This is a genomic window from Pantoea sp. PvP021, assembly GCF_054056055.1.
The window spans coordinates 685622-701396 of record NZ_JBSRXX010000001.1; the positions used below are offsets into that span (position 1 = coordinate 685622).

General features: G+C 56.5%; 12 protein-coding genes. 8 read left to right on the forward strand and 4 right to left on the reverse strand.

The genetic code is table 11. The annotated features are described in order from the left end of the window. Positions 1-90: 90 nt before the first annotated feature. Both pntA and pntB read left to right on the forward strand, forming a co-directional pair. Complete coding sequence (gene pntA, locus ACVKSX_RS03115; RefSeq protein ID WP_010244677.1) at positions 91-1623, forward strand: Re/Si-specific NAD(P)(+) transhydrogenase subunit alpha; 1533 nt, start codon at positions 91-93, stop codon at positions 1621-1623. Positions 1624-1626: 3 nt separating this feature from the next. Beyond that, positions 1627-3015: a Re/Si-specific NAD(P)(+) transhydrogenase subunit beta gene (gene pntB / locus ACVKSX_RS03120; RefSeq protein WP_354438327.1), complete on the forward strand. Its 1389-nt coding sequence runs from the start codon at positions 1627-1629 to the stop codon at positions 3013-3015. 46 nt (positions 3016-3061) lie between these two features. Here pntB and uspE read toward each other — a convergent pair whose 3' ends face one another. Continuing rightward, complete coding sequence (uspE, locus tag ACVKSX_RS03125) at positions 3062-4018, reverse strand: universal stress protein UspE (protein WP_010244683.1); 957 nt, start codon at positions 4016-4018, stop codon at positions 3062-3064. A gap of 117 nt (positions 4019-4135) precedes the next feature. Then, positions 4136-4888 carry an FNR family transcription factor gene (locus ACVKSX_RS03130; RefSeq protein ID WP_010244686.1) on the reverse strand — a complete coding sequence of 251 codons (753 nt, stop codon included), beginning with the start codon at positions 4886-4888 and terminating at the stop codon, positions 4136-4138. 317 nt (positions 4889-5205) lie between these two features. Between ACVKSX_RS03130 and smrA the strand changes: the two genes are divergently transcribed. Further along, positions 5206-5772 carry a DNA endonuclease SmrA gene (gene smrA / locus ACVKSX_RS03135; protein ID WP_033767330.1) on the forward strand — a complete coding sequence of 189 codons (567 nt, stop codon included), beginning with the start codon at positions 5206-5208 and terminating at the stop codon, positions 5770-5772. On the opposite strand, the gene ACVKSX_RS03140 is transcribed toward smrA, so the two are convergent. Then, on the reverse strand, positions 5769-6689 hold the full coding sequence (locus tag ACVKSX_RS03140) for a LysR substrate-binding domain-containing protein (RefSeq protein ID WP_010670205.1): 921 nt from the start codon (positions 6687-6689) through the stop codon (positions 5769-5771). The two genes, smrA and ACVKSX_RS03140, sit on opposite strands and share 4 nt — an antisense overlap. Positions 6690-7011: 322 nt before the next feature. Here ACVKSX_RS03140 and ACVKSX_RS03145 point away from each other — a divergent pair, with 322 nt between their 5' ends. From ACVKSX_RS03145 to ACVKSX_RS03160, 4 genes are all read left to right on the forward strand, one after another. Continuing rightward, entirely contained in the window at positions 7012-8346 is a 1335-nt protein-coding gene (locus tag ACVKSX_RS03145) for an MFS transporter (RefSeq protein ID WP_045140321.1), read from the forward strand. A 67-nt stretch (positions 8347-8413) separates the two neighbouring features. Next, positions 8414-9757, forward strand: a complete 1344-nt coding sequence (gene hglS, locus ACVKSX_RS03150; protein WP_307379800.1) for a 2-oxoadipate dioxygenase/decarboxylase HglS — start codon at positions 8414-8416, stop codon at positions 9755-9757. A 431-nt stretch (positions 9758-10188) separates the two neighbouring features. Continuing rightward, entirely contained in the window at positions 10189-11709 is a 1521-nt protein-coding gene (locus tag ACVKSX_RS03155) for a carboxylesterase/lipase family protein (protein WP_163798505.1), read from the forward strand. Between the two features lie 217 nt (positions 11710-11926). Continuing rightward, positions 11927-13591 carry a methyl-accepting chemotaxis protein gene (locus tag ACVKSX_RS03160; RefSeq protein ID WP_307379804.1) on the forward strand — a complete coding sequence of 555 codons (1665 nt, stop codon included), beginning with the start codon at positions 11927-11929 and terminating at the stop codon, positions 13589-13591. On the opposite strand, the gene ACVKSX_RS03165 is transcribed toward ACVKSX_RS03160, so the two are convergent. After that, positions 13549-14430, reverse strand: a complete 882-nt coding sequence (locus ACVKSX_RS03165) for a LysR substrate-binding domain-containing protein (protein ID WP_163851584.1) — start codon at positions 14428-14430, stop codon at positions 13549-13551. The two genes, ACVKSX_RS03160 and ACVKSX_RS03165, sit on opposite strands and share 43 nt — an antisense overlap. Positions 14431-14555: 125 nt before the next feature. Between ACVKSX_RS03165 and ACVKSX_RS03170 the strand changes: the two genes are divergently transcribed. Then, positions 14556-15722, forward strand: coding sequence for a methionine aminotransferase (locus ACVKSX_RS03170; RefSeq protein WP_249654587.1), 1167 nt, complete (start codon positions 14556-14558; stop codon positions 15720-15722). Positions 15723-15775: the final 53 nt, after the last annotated feature.

Genomic DNA, 15775 nt, shown 5'->3' on the forward strand with positions numbered 1-15775 from the left:
TTCGTCCAAAAGCGGCTGAAATCGCGTTTCAGTCGCGCTCTCGTGGTGCAGGTTCGGGCCATCATCCTTTAACCGATGAAAGGAAACACTATGTTAATTGGAATACCCAAGGAAAGGTTGCCAAACGAGTCGCGCGTGGCCGCCACGCCTAAGACCGTGGAACAACTCATCAAGCTGGGTTTCAGCGTCACCCTTGAGCATGACGCCGGTAAACGCGCCAGCTTCGATGATGAAAGCTATATCGCAGCCGGTGCCACACTCAGCGACAGAGAGCAGGTCTGGCAGTCCGATATCGTGCTGAAGGTGAATGCGCCGGATGACGAAGAGATTGCGCTGACGCGTGCGGGCAGCACGCTGGTCAGTTTTATCTGGCCCGCACAGAATCCCGAACTGCTGTCAAAACTGGCCGCACGTCAGGTCACGGTAATGGCAATGGATTCAGTGCCGCGTATCTCACGGGCGCAGTCGCTGGATGCCCTGAGCTCTATGGCGAACATTGCCGGTTATCGCGCCATTGTCGAAGCCGCCCATGAATTTGGTCGCTTCTTTACCGGTCAGATCACCGCAGCCGGTAAAGTGCCACCGGCAAAAGTGATGGTGATTGGGGCCGGTGTTGCCGGGCTGGCCGCGATTGGCGCAGCGGGCAGCCTGGGCGCGATTGTCCGGGCGTTTGATACCCGTCCCGAAGTCAAAGAGCAGGTGCAGAGTATGGGCGCCGAATTCCTCGAGCTCGACTTTGAAGAGGAAGCGGGCAGCGGCGACGGCTATGCCAAGGTCATGTCCGAGGCTTTCATCAAAGCTGAGATGGCGCTGTTTGCCAGTCAGGCCAGAGACGTGGACATCATTGTCACCACGGCGCTGATCCCAGGCAAACCGGCTCCGAAACTGATCACCGAAGAGATGGTCGCCAGCATGAAGCCGGGCAGCGTCATTGTTGATCTGGCGGCGCAGACCGGCGGCAACTGCGCGCTGACCGTCGCTGACCAGGTTACCGTCACGCCGAATGGTGTGAAAATTATCGGTTACACCGATCTGCCCAGCCGTCTGGCGACACAATCCTCCCAGCTCTACGGCACCAATCTGGTCAATCTGATCAAGCTGCTGTGTAAAGAGAAAAATGGCGAAATCCAGGTCGATTTCGAAGATGTGGTGGTGCGTGGCGTCACCGTGGTACGCGAAGGCGAAGTGACCTGGCCAGCCCCGCCGATTCAGGTCTCCGCCGCGCCACAGGCTGCCGCTGCCGCCGCCAAGCCGTCAGAAAAGATTGAGGCGAAGCCCGTTTCACCGTGGCGTAAATATCTGCTGATCGCCCTGGCTATTGTGCTGTTTGGCTGCCTGGCAAACGTGGCACCGGCCGACTTCCTCTCCCATTTTACCGTGTTCGCGCTCGCCTGCGTGGTGGGGTATTACGTGGTCTGGAACGTCAGTCATGCGCTGCATACACCGCTGATGTCCGTAACCAATGCCATTTCCGGCATCATTGTTATCGGTGCGGTCTTGCAGATGGGCCACGGTGGCTGGGTCACCTTTATCTCCTTTATTGCCGTGCTGATTGCCAGCATAAATATCTTTGGTGGCTTCACCGTCACCCAGCGCATGCTGAAAATGTTTCGTAAGGGGTAACACATGTCTGGCGGATTAGTCACTGCAGCCTATATTGTGGCTGCGATTCTGTTCATCTGTAGCCTTGCTGGTCTTTCGCGTCATGAGACCTCAAAGCGGGGTAATATTTTCGGTATCAGCGGTATGGCGATTGCGCTGATCGCCACCATATTTGGCCCGGACAGCGGTAATGTGGTCTGGATCCTGCTGGCGATGGTCATCGGCGGCGCTATCGGCATTCGTCTGGCGAAGAAAGTCGAAATGACGGAAATGCCAGAGCTGGTGGCGATTCTGCACAGCTTTGTTGGCCTGGCCGCAGTGCTGGTGGGCATCAACAGCTATATCGACCATGCGCCTGGCCTGCCAGCGGTGATGGAGAATATCCATCTCAGCGAAGTGTTTATCGGTATCTTTATCGGTGCCGTCACCTTCACCGGCTCGCTGGTAGCGTTTGGCAAACTGTGCGGCAAAATCTCTTCACGGCCGTTAGCGTTACCGCATCGTCACAAGCTGAATCTGCTGGCGCTGGTGGTTTCGTTCCTGCTGCTGTTGTGGTTTGTTAACACCAGCAGCACGGCTGTGCAGGTGTTTGCACTCTTGCTGATGACGGTCATTGCGCTGGCGTTTGGCTGGCATCTCGTCGCGTCCATTGGCGGCGCGGATATGCCGGTCGTGGTCTCGATGCTTAACTCCTATTCAGGCTGGGCCGCCGCCGCTGCTGGTTTCATGTTGAGCAACGATCTGCTGATTGTGACCGGTGCGCTGGTGGGGTCATCCGGTGCGATCCTCTCCTACATTATGTGTAAAGCGATGAACCGTTCGTTTATCAGCGTGATCGCGGGCGGCTTTGGTACTGAAGCCAGCAGTGGCGATGAAAGTCAGGAAGCGGGCGAGCATCGTGAGATTACGGCTGAAGAGACCGCTGAGATGCTCAAGGCTTCCAGCTCGGTGATTATCACACCAGGCTACGGCATGGCGGTAGCGCAGGCGCAGTATCCGGTCGCGGAAATGACTGCCCGACTGCGTGCGCTTGGCATCAAAGTGCGCTTCGGTATCCATCCGGTGGCGGGGCGTCTGCCGGGTCACATGAACGTGCTGCTGGCAGAGGCGAAAGTGCCTTATGACGTGGTGCTGGAGATGGATGAGATCAACGACGATTTCAGTGACACCGACACGGTGCTGGTCATCGGCGCTAACGACACGGTCAACCCGGCGGCACAGGATGATCCCCGCAGTCCGATTGCGGGCATGCCGGTGCTGGAAGTGTGGAAGGCGCACAACTTGATAGTGTTCAAACGCTCGATGAACACCGGCTATGCCGGGGTGCAGAATCCGCTGTTCTTCAAAGAGAATAGCCAGATGCTGTTTGGCGATGCCAAAGCCAGCGTGGAAGCGATTCTTAAAGCGCTGTAATAAAAAAGGGCGGCTAATCAGCCGCCCTCTCTGTTTCTGAAGAGGATTAATCCTCCTCATCCTCTTCATCATCCAGGTCAATCGGCGATTTGAAATCGTCCGGCTTAAGCGCCAGCAGATCGCAACGCAGATGATCAATCACCTGTTCCGCCGTATTGCCGAGGAATGCCGCCGACAGGCCGGTGCGTCCAATCGTTCCCAGCACCACCACACCGGCTCCCAGATGCGCCGCCAGATCGGGGATGACCTCTTCCGGCAGGCCTTTAGCCACATGGGTGAACTCTTCACCAATCGAGAACTTCTGCCGTAGCGCTTTCATTGCCACCAGATGCTGACCACGGATCGCGTCGTTATAGACGCTGGGATCAAAATCGGGCAGTTCGATAGCAATATTGATAGGGGTAATCGGGTAGGCGCCGACCAGATGCACTTCGGTCTGATTCACCTTTTCCGCCAGTATCACCGTTTCACGAATAAGCTTCTGATTCAGGCCATCGTGATGCGGCTCTTCGCTGGCAAGATTGACCGCGACAATCGCTTTACCGCCTTCCGGCCACGGCTGATCTTTAACCATCCACACCGGACACGGGCATTTACGCAGCAGGTGCCAGTCGGTTGGAGTGAAAATCACTGACTCAAGGCGATCGTGCTGATGCGCCATCTTAAGCACCAGGTCATGCTGATGGGCGAGCACTTCCTGAATAATGGCTTCGTAGGGACGGTTGTGCCAGATCACTTTGATGTCAATTTCTACACCGGCATCAAGGTAAGCGCGGGCCTGCTCGCGGATCCATTCGGTACGCTGGCTGATCACGCCCTGGCGCATCGACGCGCGCTCGTCCGGCGAAAGCAGGGTGGTCATCTCATATGAGAAGTCATAGATAGGCAGGAAGGCTTTAATTCTTCCGCCAAGACGTTGATTCAGATAGACCGCACGTCGCAGCGCGGGCTGATCGTCTTGCTGGGCATCAATGGCGACCAGAACATTTTGGTACTGGGACATGAGGCGTTCTCCTTAAACCAGAGCGACTGGAATAAAGATAGCCTATGTTGCACAGCGGAAGAAGTGAAAAAGTTACTGCCGGATCAACAAAATAAGATTTATTGATCCGGCTGAGGATCAGGCGGCCTGGTGGCTCTGACCGGCGAGCTCTTCCAGCAGGGCGTGGTTTTCAATCGTGATGTACTTGCCTTTCACCGCCAGCATACCGGACTTCTGAAAACGCCCCAGCAGGCGGCTGATGGTTTCAACCGTCAGGCCCAGGTAATTACCGATATCGCCACGCGTCATGGTGAGGCGGAATTCGCGCTGTGAAAAGCCGCGCTGGCCAAAACGACGGGAAAGGTTCCAGATAAACGCCGCCAGGCGCTCTTCAGCATTTTTCTTCGACAGCAGCAGGATCATGTCCTGATCGCCTTTGATTTCACCGCTCATCAGACGCATCATCTGCTGACGCAGGGCCGGCATTTTGCCCGACAAATCATCCAGCGTTTCAAAAGGGATCTCACACACCATTGCCGTTTCCAGCGCCTGCGCAAAGCTGGGATGGCTGGAGCCCATAATCGCGTCAAAGCCGACTAAATCGCCCGCCAGATGGAAACCGGTGATCTGCTCATCACCCTGTTCAGTGATGGTGTAGCTTTTAATGGTGCCGGAGCGAATCGCATACAGAGACTTGAGTTCATCGCCTGCTTTGAAAAGCGTTTGCCCTTTCTGAATGGGTTTTTTACGCTCAATGATATTGTCGAGCTGATCCAGCTCATGTTCATTTAGCGTAAAGGGGATGCAGAGCTGACTGATGCTGCAATCCTGGCAGTGAATGGCACAACCGCCCGACTGAATACGACGAATGCTGCGTTTTTCAGGGATCATAATGGTTTGCTCGACGATTATTGACTGGGGTCAATTTTAACATTTTTTGTGCTGAAGGGAACTCATCCGAGCAGTTTTACACTTACAAATATTATGGACTAAGCACACAACGACAAACGCTGATGTGACGGGCTTCTCAGAATCCCGACAGGGCCGACTGTCAAGAAAACTTTCCGCTTATGTGATCTGTCACACGCTTCTGCACTGGCAGTGACTTTCGAAAAAGTGGGGTGGGCCGGTAATTCCAGCTTTTGCTACGCTAACGGGTAAAGCGTGATTTGCACATTCCATCAATTTTAACCAGGTGTGAGAAAACCATGAACCTTGATGATAATGATCTCTTTCGGGATGCCATGGGCGATGTCACGCCGTTAAAAGACACCACCACAACCTTATGGCTTAAAGCACCCTCAACGAAGGCGCCACGAAAACCGCCAGGTGAATCGGAGGAGGAAAATTTCCTGACCCGGGGCGATCTGGAGATCGTTCCACTCAATACCCCGCTGGAATACAAAGCCGACGGCATTCAGCAGGGTATTCTGGATAAACTGCGCAGAGGAGAGTATCAGCTGGATGCCAGCCTCAACCTGTTGCGGCAACCGGTCGAAACCTGTCGTCAGGCGCTCTTTAACTTTATGATGCAGGCGCACAAACAGGGAATGCGCAATCTGCTGATCATCCACGGCAAAGGTCGTGATGATGAATCGCATGCCAACATTGTGCGCAGCTATCTGGCGCGCTGGCTAAAGCAGTTTGATGACGTACAGACCTTTTGCGTGGCCCAGACCCGGCATGGCGGGGCCGGGGCGCTTTATGTCGGATTGCGCAAAACCGATAAAGCACGCCTTGAAAACCGCGAGCGGCATGCGAAACGCAGCCGCTAACTGTGAAACTTACGGATGGTGGACATCAGCACTTCAGCACTCAGGCTCAGTTCTGCGCCGGTGCGGGTAATGATGCCCACCGGTTCGCCCGGCCCGGAAGAGGCGATCGGCAGCGCACAAACCGCGTTGTGGCTCAGATCCTCTTTAATCGCCCCGGAAGGGACGAACCAGATGTAGTCGTAGCGAAGAGCCAGCTGGCGTGCCAGTGAAGTCGAAGAGGTCTCAATGCAGTGAGGCGGAAGGGTGCAGCCCTGTTCATCCAGCATCTGCTGTGCAATCCGGCGCGGAGCCGTGCCCTCGGGCGATATCACCACCGGCCACTGCATAGCACGCGAAAGCGTGACGTTGTCACTTAACAGCGGGTGTTCCGGCCTGACCACCAGCTTGAGCGATTCCAGAAACAGCAATTCATAGGTCAGCCCGGTCATCATGGCGCTGTCCGCCATCCGGCCAATGCCGATATCGAATTCACCGCCGCGCAAGCCTGCCAGCAACACATTATTGTGAAGTGTCGCCACCTGAATGGTGGTGTTGGGCTGCAATTGATGAAAACGATCCAGGATGCGTGGCAGCATCCCCATCGCAGCAGTGGTCAATGCCCCCAGCCGGATAATCACCGGCGCATCGCCCGGCTGCTCATTAAAACTCTGACCGGCATGGTTTAGCGCGTCGAGTACCCGCACCGCATGGGTCAAAAACTGCTCTCCCATGGTGGTCAGCTGCGCGCCCAGCCGGCCACGTTCAAACAGACGAACGCCAGTCAGCTCCTCCAGCTCATTCAGGGTCTTGGAGAGGGCAGGCTGGCTGAGGCTAAGCGTCTCTGCCGCCCGGCCCAGTGTGCCTTGCTGCGCAACCGCAACAAAGGTATGTAGATGGCGCAAGCGAATGCGCTGATTGAAAAGGATATTTTTTTCCATATCCTAAACTTAATGAGAATGACCGGCTTCAGGCAACTGTTTAAAATGAATTCTGTTAACTTTGCTGCAAATTTATTTTAACAAACGAGTCGAAATGACCGTGCTACCCTTTAACTCTCTGATTAAAAAGCGCTCAGCCGGGTATGCCGCTGAAATACGCCATCCTCTGACTACGGTATATCAATAACTTAACGGCTTAAAGTTGAATAATTCTCAATATCATATAAAAATCTGACCGCTTAAGGTTAACGATCGGCTATCATTAGCGCCGTTTTTTTTACTTAAACTGATGTCAGATTTCGTTACTCCAGAGGAGTGTTCATTGACCAGCGTCGAGGCGGTAGATGTCCGCCAGCTTATCAACCAGCAGGGGCTGAGCCACTGGCAAAAGCGGCTCATTGCGCTCTGTTTTATCGTGGTGGCACTCGATGGCATGGACATTGCGATCATGGGATTCATTGCGCCGACACTGAAAGCCGCGTGGGGGGTGAGTAATCATCAGCTCGGGGTCGTCATCAGCGCAGCGTTAATCGGGCTGGCGCTGGGTGCCATGGTGGCAGGACCGCTGGCTGACCGCTATGGCCGTCGCATGATGATTATCCTCAGCGTCTTCTTTTTCGGTCTCTGGACGCTGGCAACGGCGCTGTCACAAAACATTGAGCAGATGATGCTGTTCCGTTTCCTGACGGGGCTGGGGCTGGGTGCGGCGATGCCCAACGTCGGCACGCTGGTGGCGGAATATGCACCTGAGCGGCGGCGGGCTTTTATCATCACGGTGGTGTTCTGCGGCTTTACCTTTGGTGCCGCCAGCGGGGGATTTGCTGCCTCCTGGCTGTTACCGCGCTATGACTGGCACTCCGTGCTGCTGCTGGGCGGTATTCTGCCGCTGCTGGTGTTGCCATTACTGATCCGCGGCCTGCCGGAGTCGGTGCGATTTCTTATCAGCCGTGGCGCACCGGCTGCCCGCATTCACGCCATCCTCGACCGGATGATGCCGGGCAAAACCGCGCCCGACTGTGCGTTTCACGCGCCTGAGGCCACCATGCCGGTGAGCGGCGCGATAGGCACCGTACTTTCACGCCGCTATCTGTTTGGCAGCACCATGCTGTGGGGCGGCTACTTTATGGGGCTGTTCATGGTTTACCTGATTGGCAGCTGGCTGCCGTCGCTGGTCAACACCCTGGGCATGTCAGTGACCGAAGCGGCGATTATCACCGCGATGTATCAGGCGGGCGGGACGCTGGGCTCCCTGTTTGCGGGCTGGATGATGGATCGCTTCAACGCTAACCTGGCCCTGGCGGCGATCTACGGCTGCGGCGGGCTGTTTATTGTGGCACTGGGCTTTTCACCCGCGGAAGTGGGTATGATGAGTGCGATCGCCTTTTGCAGTGGCTTCTGTTTCAACGGGGCCAATACTGGTATGAATGCCTTATCCGCCAGCTATTATCCTACCCACGCCCGCGCTACCGGTTCCAGCTGGATGCATGGAGTGGGCCGCATCGGCGCGATTTTAAGCGCCTTTGTTGGCGCAGAGATGATGTCTCTTGGATGGTCTTTCAGCGTTATCTTTCTGCTGCTGGCAATACCGGCTGTGATCACCACCCTGATGCTGCTGTTAAAAAACCGCTACGGCTTTAAGCCGATCACAGATTCGTGATTTTTTCCGCTGAGGCCAGCGTGTTGCATTACATTAGCAGCAACGCTAACGGTGTCAGGTGGATAAGATGGACAACTTTCTCAGTGCGGATCTCATCCGCACCCGTTTCTCTCAGGCGATGTCAGCTATGTATCAGCAGGAAGTGCCACAATATGGCACGCTGATGCAACTGGTGGCGACCGTCAACGACCGCGCGCTGGAAGCGGATATCGCGCTGAAAGATCGTCTCACCGCAGCCGATGAGATCGACCGACTCAACCTGGAACGTCACGGTGCGATCCGTGTGGGCACGGCAGACGAATTAGCCACACTGCGGCAGCTGTTTGCGGTGATGGGAATGCACCCGGTTGGCTATTACGATCTCTCTCAGGCTGGTGTGCCGGTGCACTCCACGGCGTTCCGGCCGATCACCGATGCGGCGTTGCGCCGCAATCCCTTTCGGGTCTTTACCTCGCTGTTACGCTCTGAACTGATCGACGACCACGCGCTGCGTGAAAAGGCGTCGGAGATTCTTGCCGCGCGCGACATTTTCACCCCCCGTTGCCGGGCGCTTTTGGAACTGCAGCAGCAGCAGGGCGGATTAACCGACGAGCAGGCCACTGAGTTTGTTACCGAAGCACTGGAAACCTTCCGCTGGCATGCCCACAGCAGCGTGGACAGTCAGACCTATCAGGCGCTGAACCAGCAGCATCGGCTGATCGCTGACGTGGTCTGCTTTCCCGGCTGCCACATCAACCATCTCACGCCGCGCACGCTCGATATTGACCGCGTACAGCAACTGATGCCGTCGCGCGGTATCGATCCGAAAACCCTGATCGAGGGACCGCCGCGTCGTCAGGTACCGATCCTGTTACGTCAGACCAGCTTTAAAGCGCTGGAAGAGCCGATCATCTTTCAGGATGGGCATCAGGGAACCCATACTGCACGCTTCGGTGAAATTGAGCAGCGCGGCGTGGCGCTGACGCCTCAGGGCCGTGCGCTCTACGATCGGCTACTCAGCGAGGCGGGCAGCGGTCAGGATAATCAGCAGCATCAGCAACATCTGGCGGCAATTTTCCGTGACTTCCCCGACGACGAAACCACGCTGCGCCAGCAGGAGCTGGCCTGGTTCCATTATCGCCTGAGTGAAAAGGGCATCGCGACGCCGCCGGCTCAGGGTGAATCGCTGGAGACCCTCATCGAAGAAGGTCGTGTGCTGGCAGACCCTATCATCTACGAAGATTTTCTGCCCGTCAGCGCGGCGGGCATTTTCCAGTCCAACCTCGGCGATCGGGCGCAGGTTCGTTCGGCGGGACAGGCGAGCCGCCAGGCATTTGAAGCCGCGCTGGGCGCTGTCGTGCTGGATGAGATGGCGCTATACGAAGAGCGCCAGCAGCGCTCGCTGGCACAGTGTGGCTTACGGCCAGACTGACGCCTCTGCAGGCAACAGGCGCGTTGCCCGCAACGCTTTCTCCGCACCCGCCCTGCTAAGGCCAGTGGACCTGAAGTGGGGCAACGCGGGTAATATGCTGACAGGACTGGGGAAAAACAACGCTTTACCGCTCAGCGCAGGTTTACCCGCGTGAGTATCTTAATCTATTAGCAGGCTGACTGATTAACAGCCGCACAACCGCACGTGATAACAGAGCAACGACGCGCCACTCCGGCGCTGGCAGCGTCATTGACCAATTGCGAAAAGATAAACAACGTTGAATCATAACCCTAACTGACTCTCTGAACCTGTTGATGAGCATGTTCACGCCTGCCCCTCACGCTTCGGCATATTCTGCAAATCCCTTCCGTACCTGGACAATGCTGGCGGGCCTGCAAATAATGGAGGGACGTTTGAACAGGGAAACAGGAATGAAAAACGAAACAGGTCTGAGGATCATGACTGCTGAGGGGGAGTTGCGTGGATGCATGGACGATGACCTTTTCGTATTCAAAGGCATACCTTATGCGGCGGCACCGCTTGGCGCACTGCGCTGGCGTCCGCCACAGCCGGTTACGCCCTGGCAGCAGGTGCGCGACGCCACCGCGTTTGGGGCTTCCGGCTGGCAAAATCGCACTTACTGCCAGGCCGTGGGCGGTGGCGATCCGGGTGAGTTCAGCGAAGACTGCCTCTACCTTAATGTCTGGACGCCCGATGTCGCGCCCGTGAAACCCCTGCCGGTGATGGTATGGCTGCACGGTGGTGGCTACACCATTGGTGCTGGCGGGCTGGCACCTTACAACGGCAAGCCGATGGCTTCACGCGGCGCGGTGGTGGTGACGCTCAACTACCGGCTAGGCCATCTCGGTTTCTTCTCTCATCCGGCCCTGGATGCTGAATACCCTGTTGCCAGCACGGTCAACAATTTTGGCCTGCTGGATCAGATTGCCGCACTGCAGTGGGTGCAGCGCAACATTCCTGCCTTTGGCGGCGACCGCCGCAATGTGACACTTTTCGGTGAATCCTCAGGCGCACGCAGCGTGCTGTCACTCTGCTGTTCGCCACTGGCCGAAGGGCTGTTTCATAAAGGGATTGTGCAGAGCGCCTACAGCCTGCCTGATACGCCGCTGAAAAAAGCGCGTCAGCAGGGAATGGCGGTGGCCCGCCATTTCGGTCTGCCGCCCGATACCAGCGCTGATGACCTGCGCGCACTGCCTGCCGATGCCTTCTGGTCGCTGGAAGGGCCGCTGGCGATTCCGCCGGTGCCGATTGCGGGTGATGCTGTTCTGCCTGAGCCGATGCTGAAAACCTTTATGGCTGCAAAACAGCACCGTCTGCCGCTGATGGCGGGCAGCAACAGCGATGAAGCCAGCGTGCTGGAATATTTTGGCGTGGATGCCACCGCGGTGTTGCATCAGTTACGCGATAAAAATCGTCTCACTTACCGGACGCTTAAATGGATGTATGACATTCATGACGATCAGCGGCTGGGACGTGCCGTGGCGCGCGATATGGCATTCAGCCTGGTGCCGTGGCTGGTGATGCGGGCGCAGCACAATGCCGGAATGCCAGGCTGGCGCTACTGGTTTGATTATGTCTCTGAACATGCCCGTGACCTCTATCCGCACGGCACCTGGCACGGCAACGAAGTGCCTTATGTGCTGAACACGCTGAGTCAGATGCCGGATCCCAACGAAGAACGACCCTTCAGTGAGGCCGATCGGGCATTTGCGGCACGGGTCAGCGAGTACTGGTTTACCTTTGCCCGTGATGCTACGGAATACAAGCATCAGCTGGAGGGGGAAGTCGTGTGGCCAGCCTGGCACCCAGGCTCTGACGTGACAATGTCACTCGGTGATGATCGGAAGAGCGGGCTGGTTTTGAAGCGAAACTTTATGCGCGCTCGTATGCGGCTTTTCCGGCTATTAATGACTCGTATGGTCAGGCTTTAAGCGATGGGTCATGGTTAGCCTGCTAACCATCAAATTGCGCGAATGGAATTACTCTGCTTTTTAAAGGCTAAGCTATTGAATTAAAAAATCATAAACACAAATCTGTAATATGGACGCTGTAAAATATTAGGTAACAAAACAGTTACATCTTCACAATCGCATGCCGATAAACAACCTATGCCCGACGCTTGCGGGTCAACGTGTATAGGATTTTGGTATGGGAATGCTCAAAAATTTTACCATTCGCGCAGTGATGCTCACGATTCTGGGACTGTTTTGTTTACTGTGGAGCGGCGTCGGGCTGTATAGCATTCACTCTCTGGGCGCGCTCAGCGAAGGGAATGATGTGGACCGTCATCTGGTTGAGCAAATGACGGTGCTGAGCAAAGGCAACGATCAATATTTTCGTGTTATTACGCGCTTATCCCGCGTGATGGAAGGCAAAGCGGCGGGTAAAGCGCTGACCGACGAGGCTTATGCTCCGGTACAGCAGGCGCTGGATGGTATGACCCAGCAACTGGCTCGCTTTAAACAGCTGGCACCCGGTCCGATGAACCCGGAAGTGGTGGATGGCGTAATTCAGACCTGGCAAAAGTTGCTGGATGAGGGCGTGACTCCACAGTTGCAGCTGGCCCGCCAGGCAACACCTGATGTTTATCGCCAGCAGGCAAATAACGTCACGCCGCCACTCAGCCGTGCCTTTGGCATCAGCGCAGAGAAATTCAGCCAGAGCGCAGCTGAAAAGCTGGATGCAACCCGGGTTGAAGTGGATCACCTCACCGCGATGACCAAAACGATTATTACCATCACGGTAATTATCGGCCTGTTTATTCTGCTGTTTACCGACCGCTATCTGGTGGCGATGCTGGTCCGTCCGCTGGAAAGTATTCGTACCCACTTCGCGGTAATTGCCACGGGCGACCTGAGTCAGCCGGTATCCGATTTCGGACGCAACTGCGTCGGTAAACTGGTGCCGCTGCTGAGCGCCATGCAGGATAGCCTGCGTGAAGCGGTCAGCGCCATTCGCAGCGGCACCGAAAACATCTCGCGCGGTGCCGCAGAGATTTCTGCCGGTAACAACGACCTCTCTTCACGTACCGAAGAGCAGGCCGCTGCGCTCGAACAGACTGCGGCCAGCATGGAGCAGTTGACGGCCACGGTAAAATTCAACGCCGATAATGCCCGCCAGGCCAGCCTGCTGGCAGAAACCGCCACCACCACGGCACAACGTGGCGGTCAGCTGGTCAGTGAAGTCGTCAGCACTATGGATGGCATTTCAGGCAGCTCGAAGAAAATCGCTGAAATCACTAACGTGATCAACGGTATCGCTTTCCAGACCAATATTCTGGCGCTGAACGCCGCCGTCGAAGCGGCACGTGCTGGCGAACAGGGGCGGGGTTTTGCGGTCGTTGCCTCTGAAGTGCGTAACCTTGCACAGCGCAGCGCCAATGCCGCGAAAGAGATTGCGACGCTGATTGAAGATTCGGTTCAGCGTGTAGGTAAAGGCGCCGAGCTGGTCAGCACCACCGGCGGCACCATGAACAATATTCTGAAATCGGTGCAGGATGTTGATGCGATCATGAAACAGATTGCCTCCGCCTCGGAAGAGCAGAGCAAAGGCATCTCTCAGGTGGGTGCTGCGGTAACCGAAATGGATAGCGTGACCCAGCAGAACGCCTCACTGGTTGAAGAGGTTTCTGCCGCGGCGAGCGCACTGGCATTGCAGACGGAAGCGCTGCAGGCTTCTGTGTCGAAGTTCCGTCTCTCCAGCAACCGCCAGACCGTACCGGTCATCACGAATAAACCTGCCGCGCCGAAAGCAACCGTGCTGAATGCGCCTCAGGCTAAACCGGCGGATAACGGCGACTGGGTCACCTTCTGATCCCTGCACAGCCACGCCACCAGCTCCGCCAGGAACGGTGGCGCATCCTGCGCGGGCCGTTTCAGTAAACTGTAAACCGCACCGGTTTTTGCCTCGCCAGCGAACGGCTTAATCAGCCTGCCGCTGGCTATATCACTCTCCACCAGATTGCTGTCGGCCATCGCCACACCAAACCCCTGAATCGCTGCACTGATCGCTAAGTCCATGGTGGCAAAATGCTGGTTCCGCTTCATGTTCAGTGTCACCTGCTGCGCCTGCAGCCAGCACTGCCAGTCACGCGTATCTGCCGTCGGATGCAAAAAGGTCATTGTGGCCAGTGCCGCCGGGGAGTCCGGGCGGGGTTGATCGGCTGCCATCACTGGCGTCAGCGACTCACTGAACAGGCAAATTCCGTCAGGGTGCGGCTTACCATAGACAATCGCCACATCGAAGTTCTCCAGCTGCGCGGCATGATCCAGCGTGGTGGTCAGGGCCACATGCAGTTCAGGACGATGATGCTCCAGCGCCATCAGCCGGGGCACCAGCCAGCGCATCGCACAGGTTGGCGCTTTCAGGCGAATGCTGACCTGACTACGGCGGACCTTCTCGCTGGCCTTAACCATCAGCTCAAAACCCTGCTGTAAGTCAGGCAGCAGCGCCGCGCCCTGAGGGGTCAGGCGCAGACCGCGCGCGTGGCGGTCAAACAGCGTCACGCCCAGCCACTGCTCCAGCGCGGCAATCTTACGACTGACGGCGCCCTGCGTCAGGCACAGCTCGCGGGCAGCGTGAGTCAGATTGAGATGTCGGGCGGTCACCAGAAAGGCGTGAATGGCATTAAGCGGCAGCGATAAGCGTGACACGGTGAACCTCAGCTATGCATTTTTATCATGGCTATTATGACGACATTTCGCTTGCCGACTCAAGTCGCAGCCCGTTGAATAGCTCTTTACCGCATCTGAGCGGTTAAGCCCCTGACGGAGAGAGTATGTCCCTGAAAACGCCTGTCGCTATCCACTCAAAATTGCCGGACGTCGGCACCACTATTTTCAGCGTGATTGGCCAGCTTTCGGCGCAGCATCAGGCGATTAACCTGTCGCAGGGCGCGCCCAATTTCCCCTGTGATCCGGCGCTGGTCGACTCAGTCAGCCGCGCGATGCAGGAAGGACATAATCAGTATGCCGCCATGATGGGCTTGCCCGCCTTACGCGACGCGCTTGCCAGCAAAGTGCAGGCGCTCTATGGACAACAATATGATGCCGCCAGTGAAGTGCTGATCACCGGCAGCGCCAGCCAGGGGCTCTATATGGCGATTACCGCGCTGGTTCATCAGGGCGATGAGGTGATCTTCTTTGAACCGGCGTTTGACAGCTACGCGCCGGTGGTGCGGTTGCAGGGCGGTAAACCGATTGGCCTGAAGTTGCAGGTGCCGTCATTTGCTATCGACTGGGATCAGTTGCGGGCAGCAATTACGCCGCGCACCCGGATGATCATTATTAATACGCCGCACAACCCCAGCGCGCAGGTGCTGACCCCCGACGACCTGAATCAGCTGGCAGCCTTACTCCGCAACACCGATATCGTGGTGCTCTCCGATGAGGTTTACGAGCATATTCTGTTTGATGGGCGACCGCATTGTGGGATGGCGACGCATCCGGAGCTGGCAGCACGCAGCGTCATTGTCTCTTCGTTTGGCAAAACCTTCCACGTCACCGGCTGGCGGGTAGGCTACTGTCTGGCACCGGCAGAGCTGATGACTGAGCTGGTGAAAGTGCATCAGTTTATGATGTACGCCGCCGATACACCGATGCAGGTCGGTTTCGCACACTATCTGCAGACGCCAGAGAACTATCTGTCGCTCAGTGCCTTCTATCAGCAGAAGCGCGATCGGCTGATTGCCCTGATGCAGAACTCCCCGTTCCGGCTGCTGCCGAGTGCGGGTTCGTTCTTTATGCTCGCCAGCTATGGACATTTCAGTGACGAACCGGACAGTGAAATGGTAAAACGTCTTATCGTCGATCACGGTGTGGCGACCATACCGCTGTCGGCGTTTTATATGGATGGCACAGATAACAAACTGATTCGGCTCTCTTTTGCTAAAGACGAGGCGACACTTGAGGCTGGCGCGGCTGCGCTATGTGCTTTTTCTCACTGATTCACGCCACCGCGTGAGGCAGCTCGGGGAACAGGTAACCAGGACTTTTCGGG

Bases quoted from the DNA above. Each gene is read 5' to 3' on its own strand.
- ACVKSX_RS03160 (WP_307379804.1), top strand. From the start codon at position 11,927: ATGGGAATGCTCAAAAATTTTACCATTCGCGCAGTGATGCTCACGATT.
- uspE (WP_010244683.1), bottom strand. From the start codon at position 4,018: ATGTCCCAGTACCAAAATGTTCTGGTCGCCATTGATGCCCAGCAAGAC.
- pntB (WP_354438327.1), top strand. From the start codon at position 1,627: ATGTCTGGCGGATTAGTCACTGCAGCCTATATTGTGGCTGCGATTCTG.
- ACVKSX_RS03155 (WP_163798505.1), top strand. From the start codon at position 10,189: ATGAAAAACGAAACAGGTCTGAGGATCATGACTGCTGAGGGGGAGTTG.
- ACVKSX_RS03140 (WP_010670205.1), bottom strand. From the start codon at position 6,689: ATGGAAAAAAATATCCTTTTCAATCAGCGCATTCGCTTGCGCCATCTA.
- pntA (WP_010244677.1), top strand. From the start codon at position 91: ATGTTAATTGGAATACCCAAGGAAAGGTTGCCAAACGAGTCGCGCGTG.
- ACVKSX_RS03170 (WP_249654587.1), top strand. From the start codon at position 14,556: ATGTCCCTGAAAACGCCTGTCGCTATCCACTCAAAATTGCCGGACGTC.
- ACVKSX_RS03130 (WP_010244686.1), bottom strand. From the start codon at position 4,888: ATGATCCCTGAAAAACGCAGCATTCGTCGTATTCAGTCGGGCGGTTGT.
- hglS (WP_307379800.1), top strand. From the start codon at position 8,414: ATGGACAACTTTCTCAGTGCGGATCTCATCCGCACCCGTTTCTCTCAG.
- smrA (WP_033767330.1), top strand. From the start codon at position 5,206: ATGAACCTTGATGATAATGATCTCTTTCGGGATGCCATGGGCGATGTC.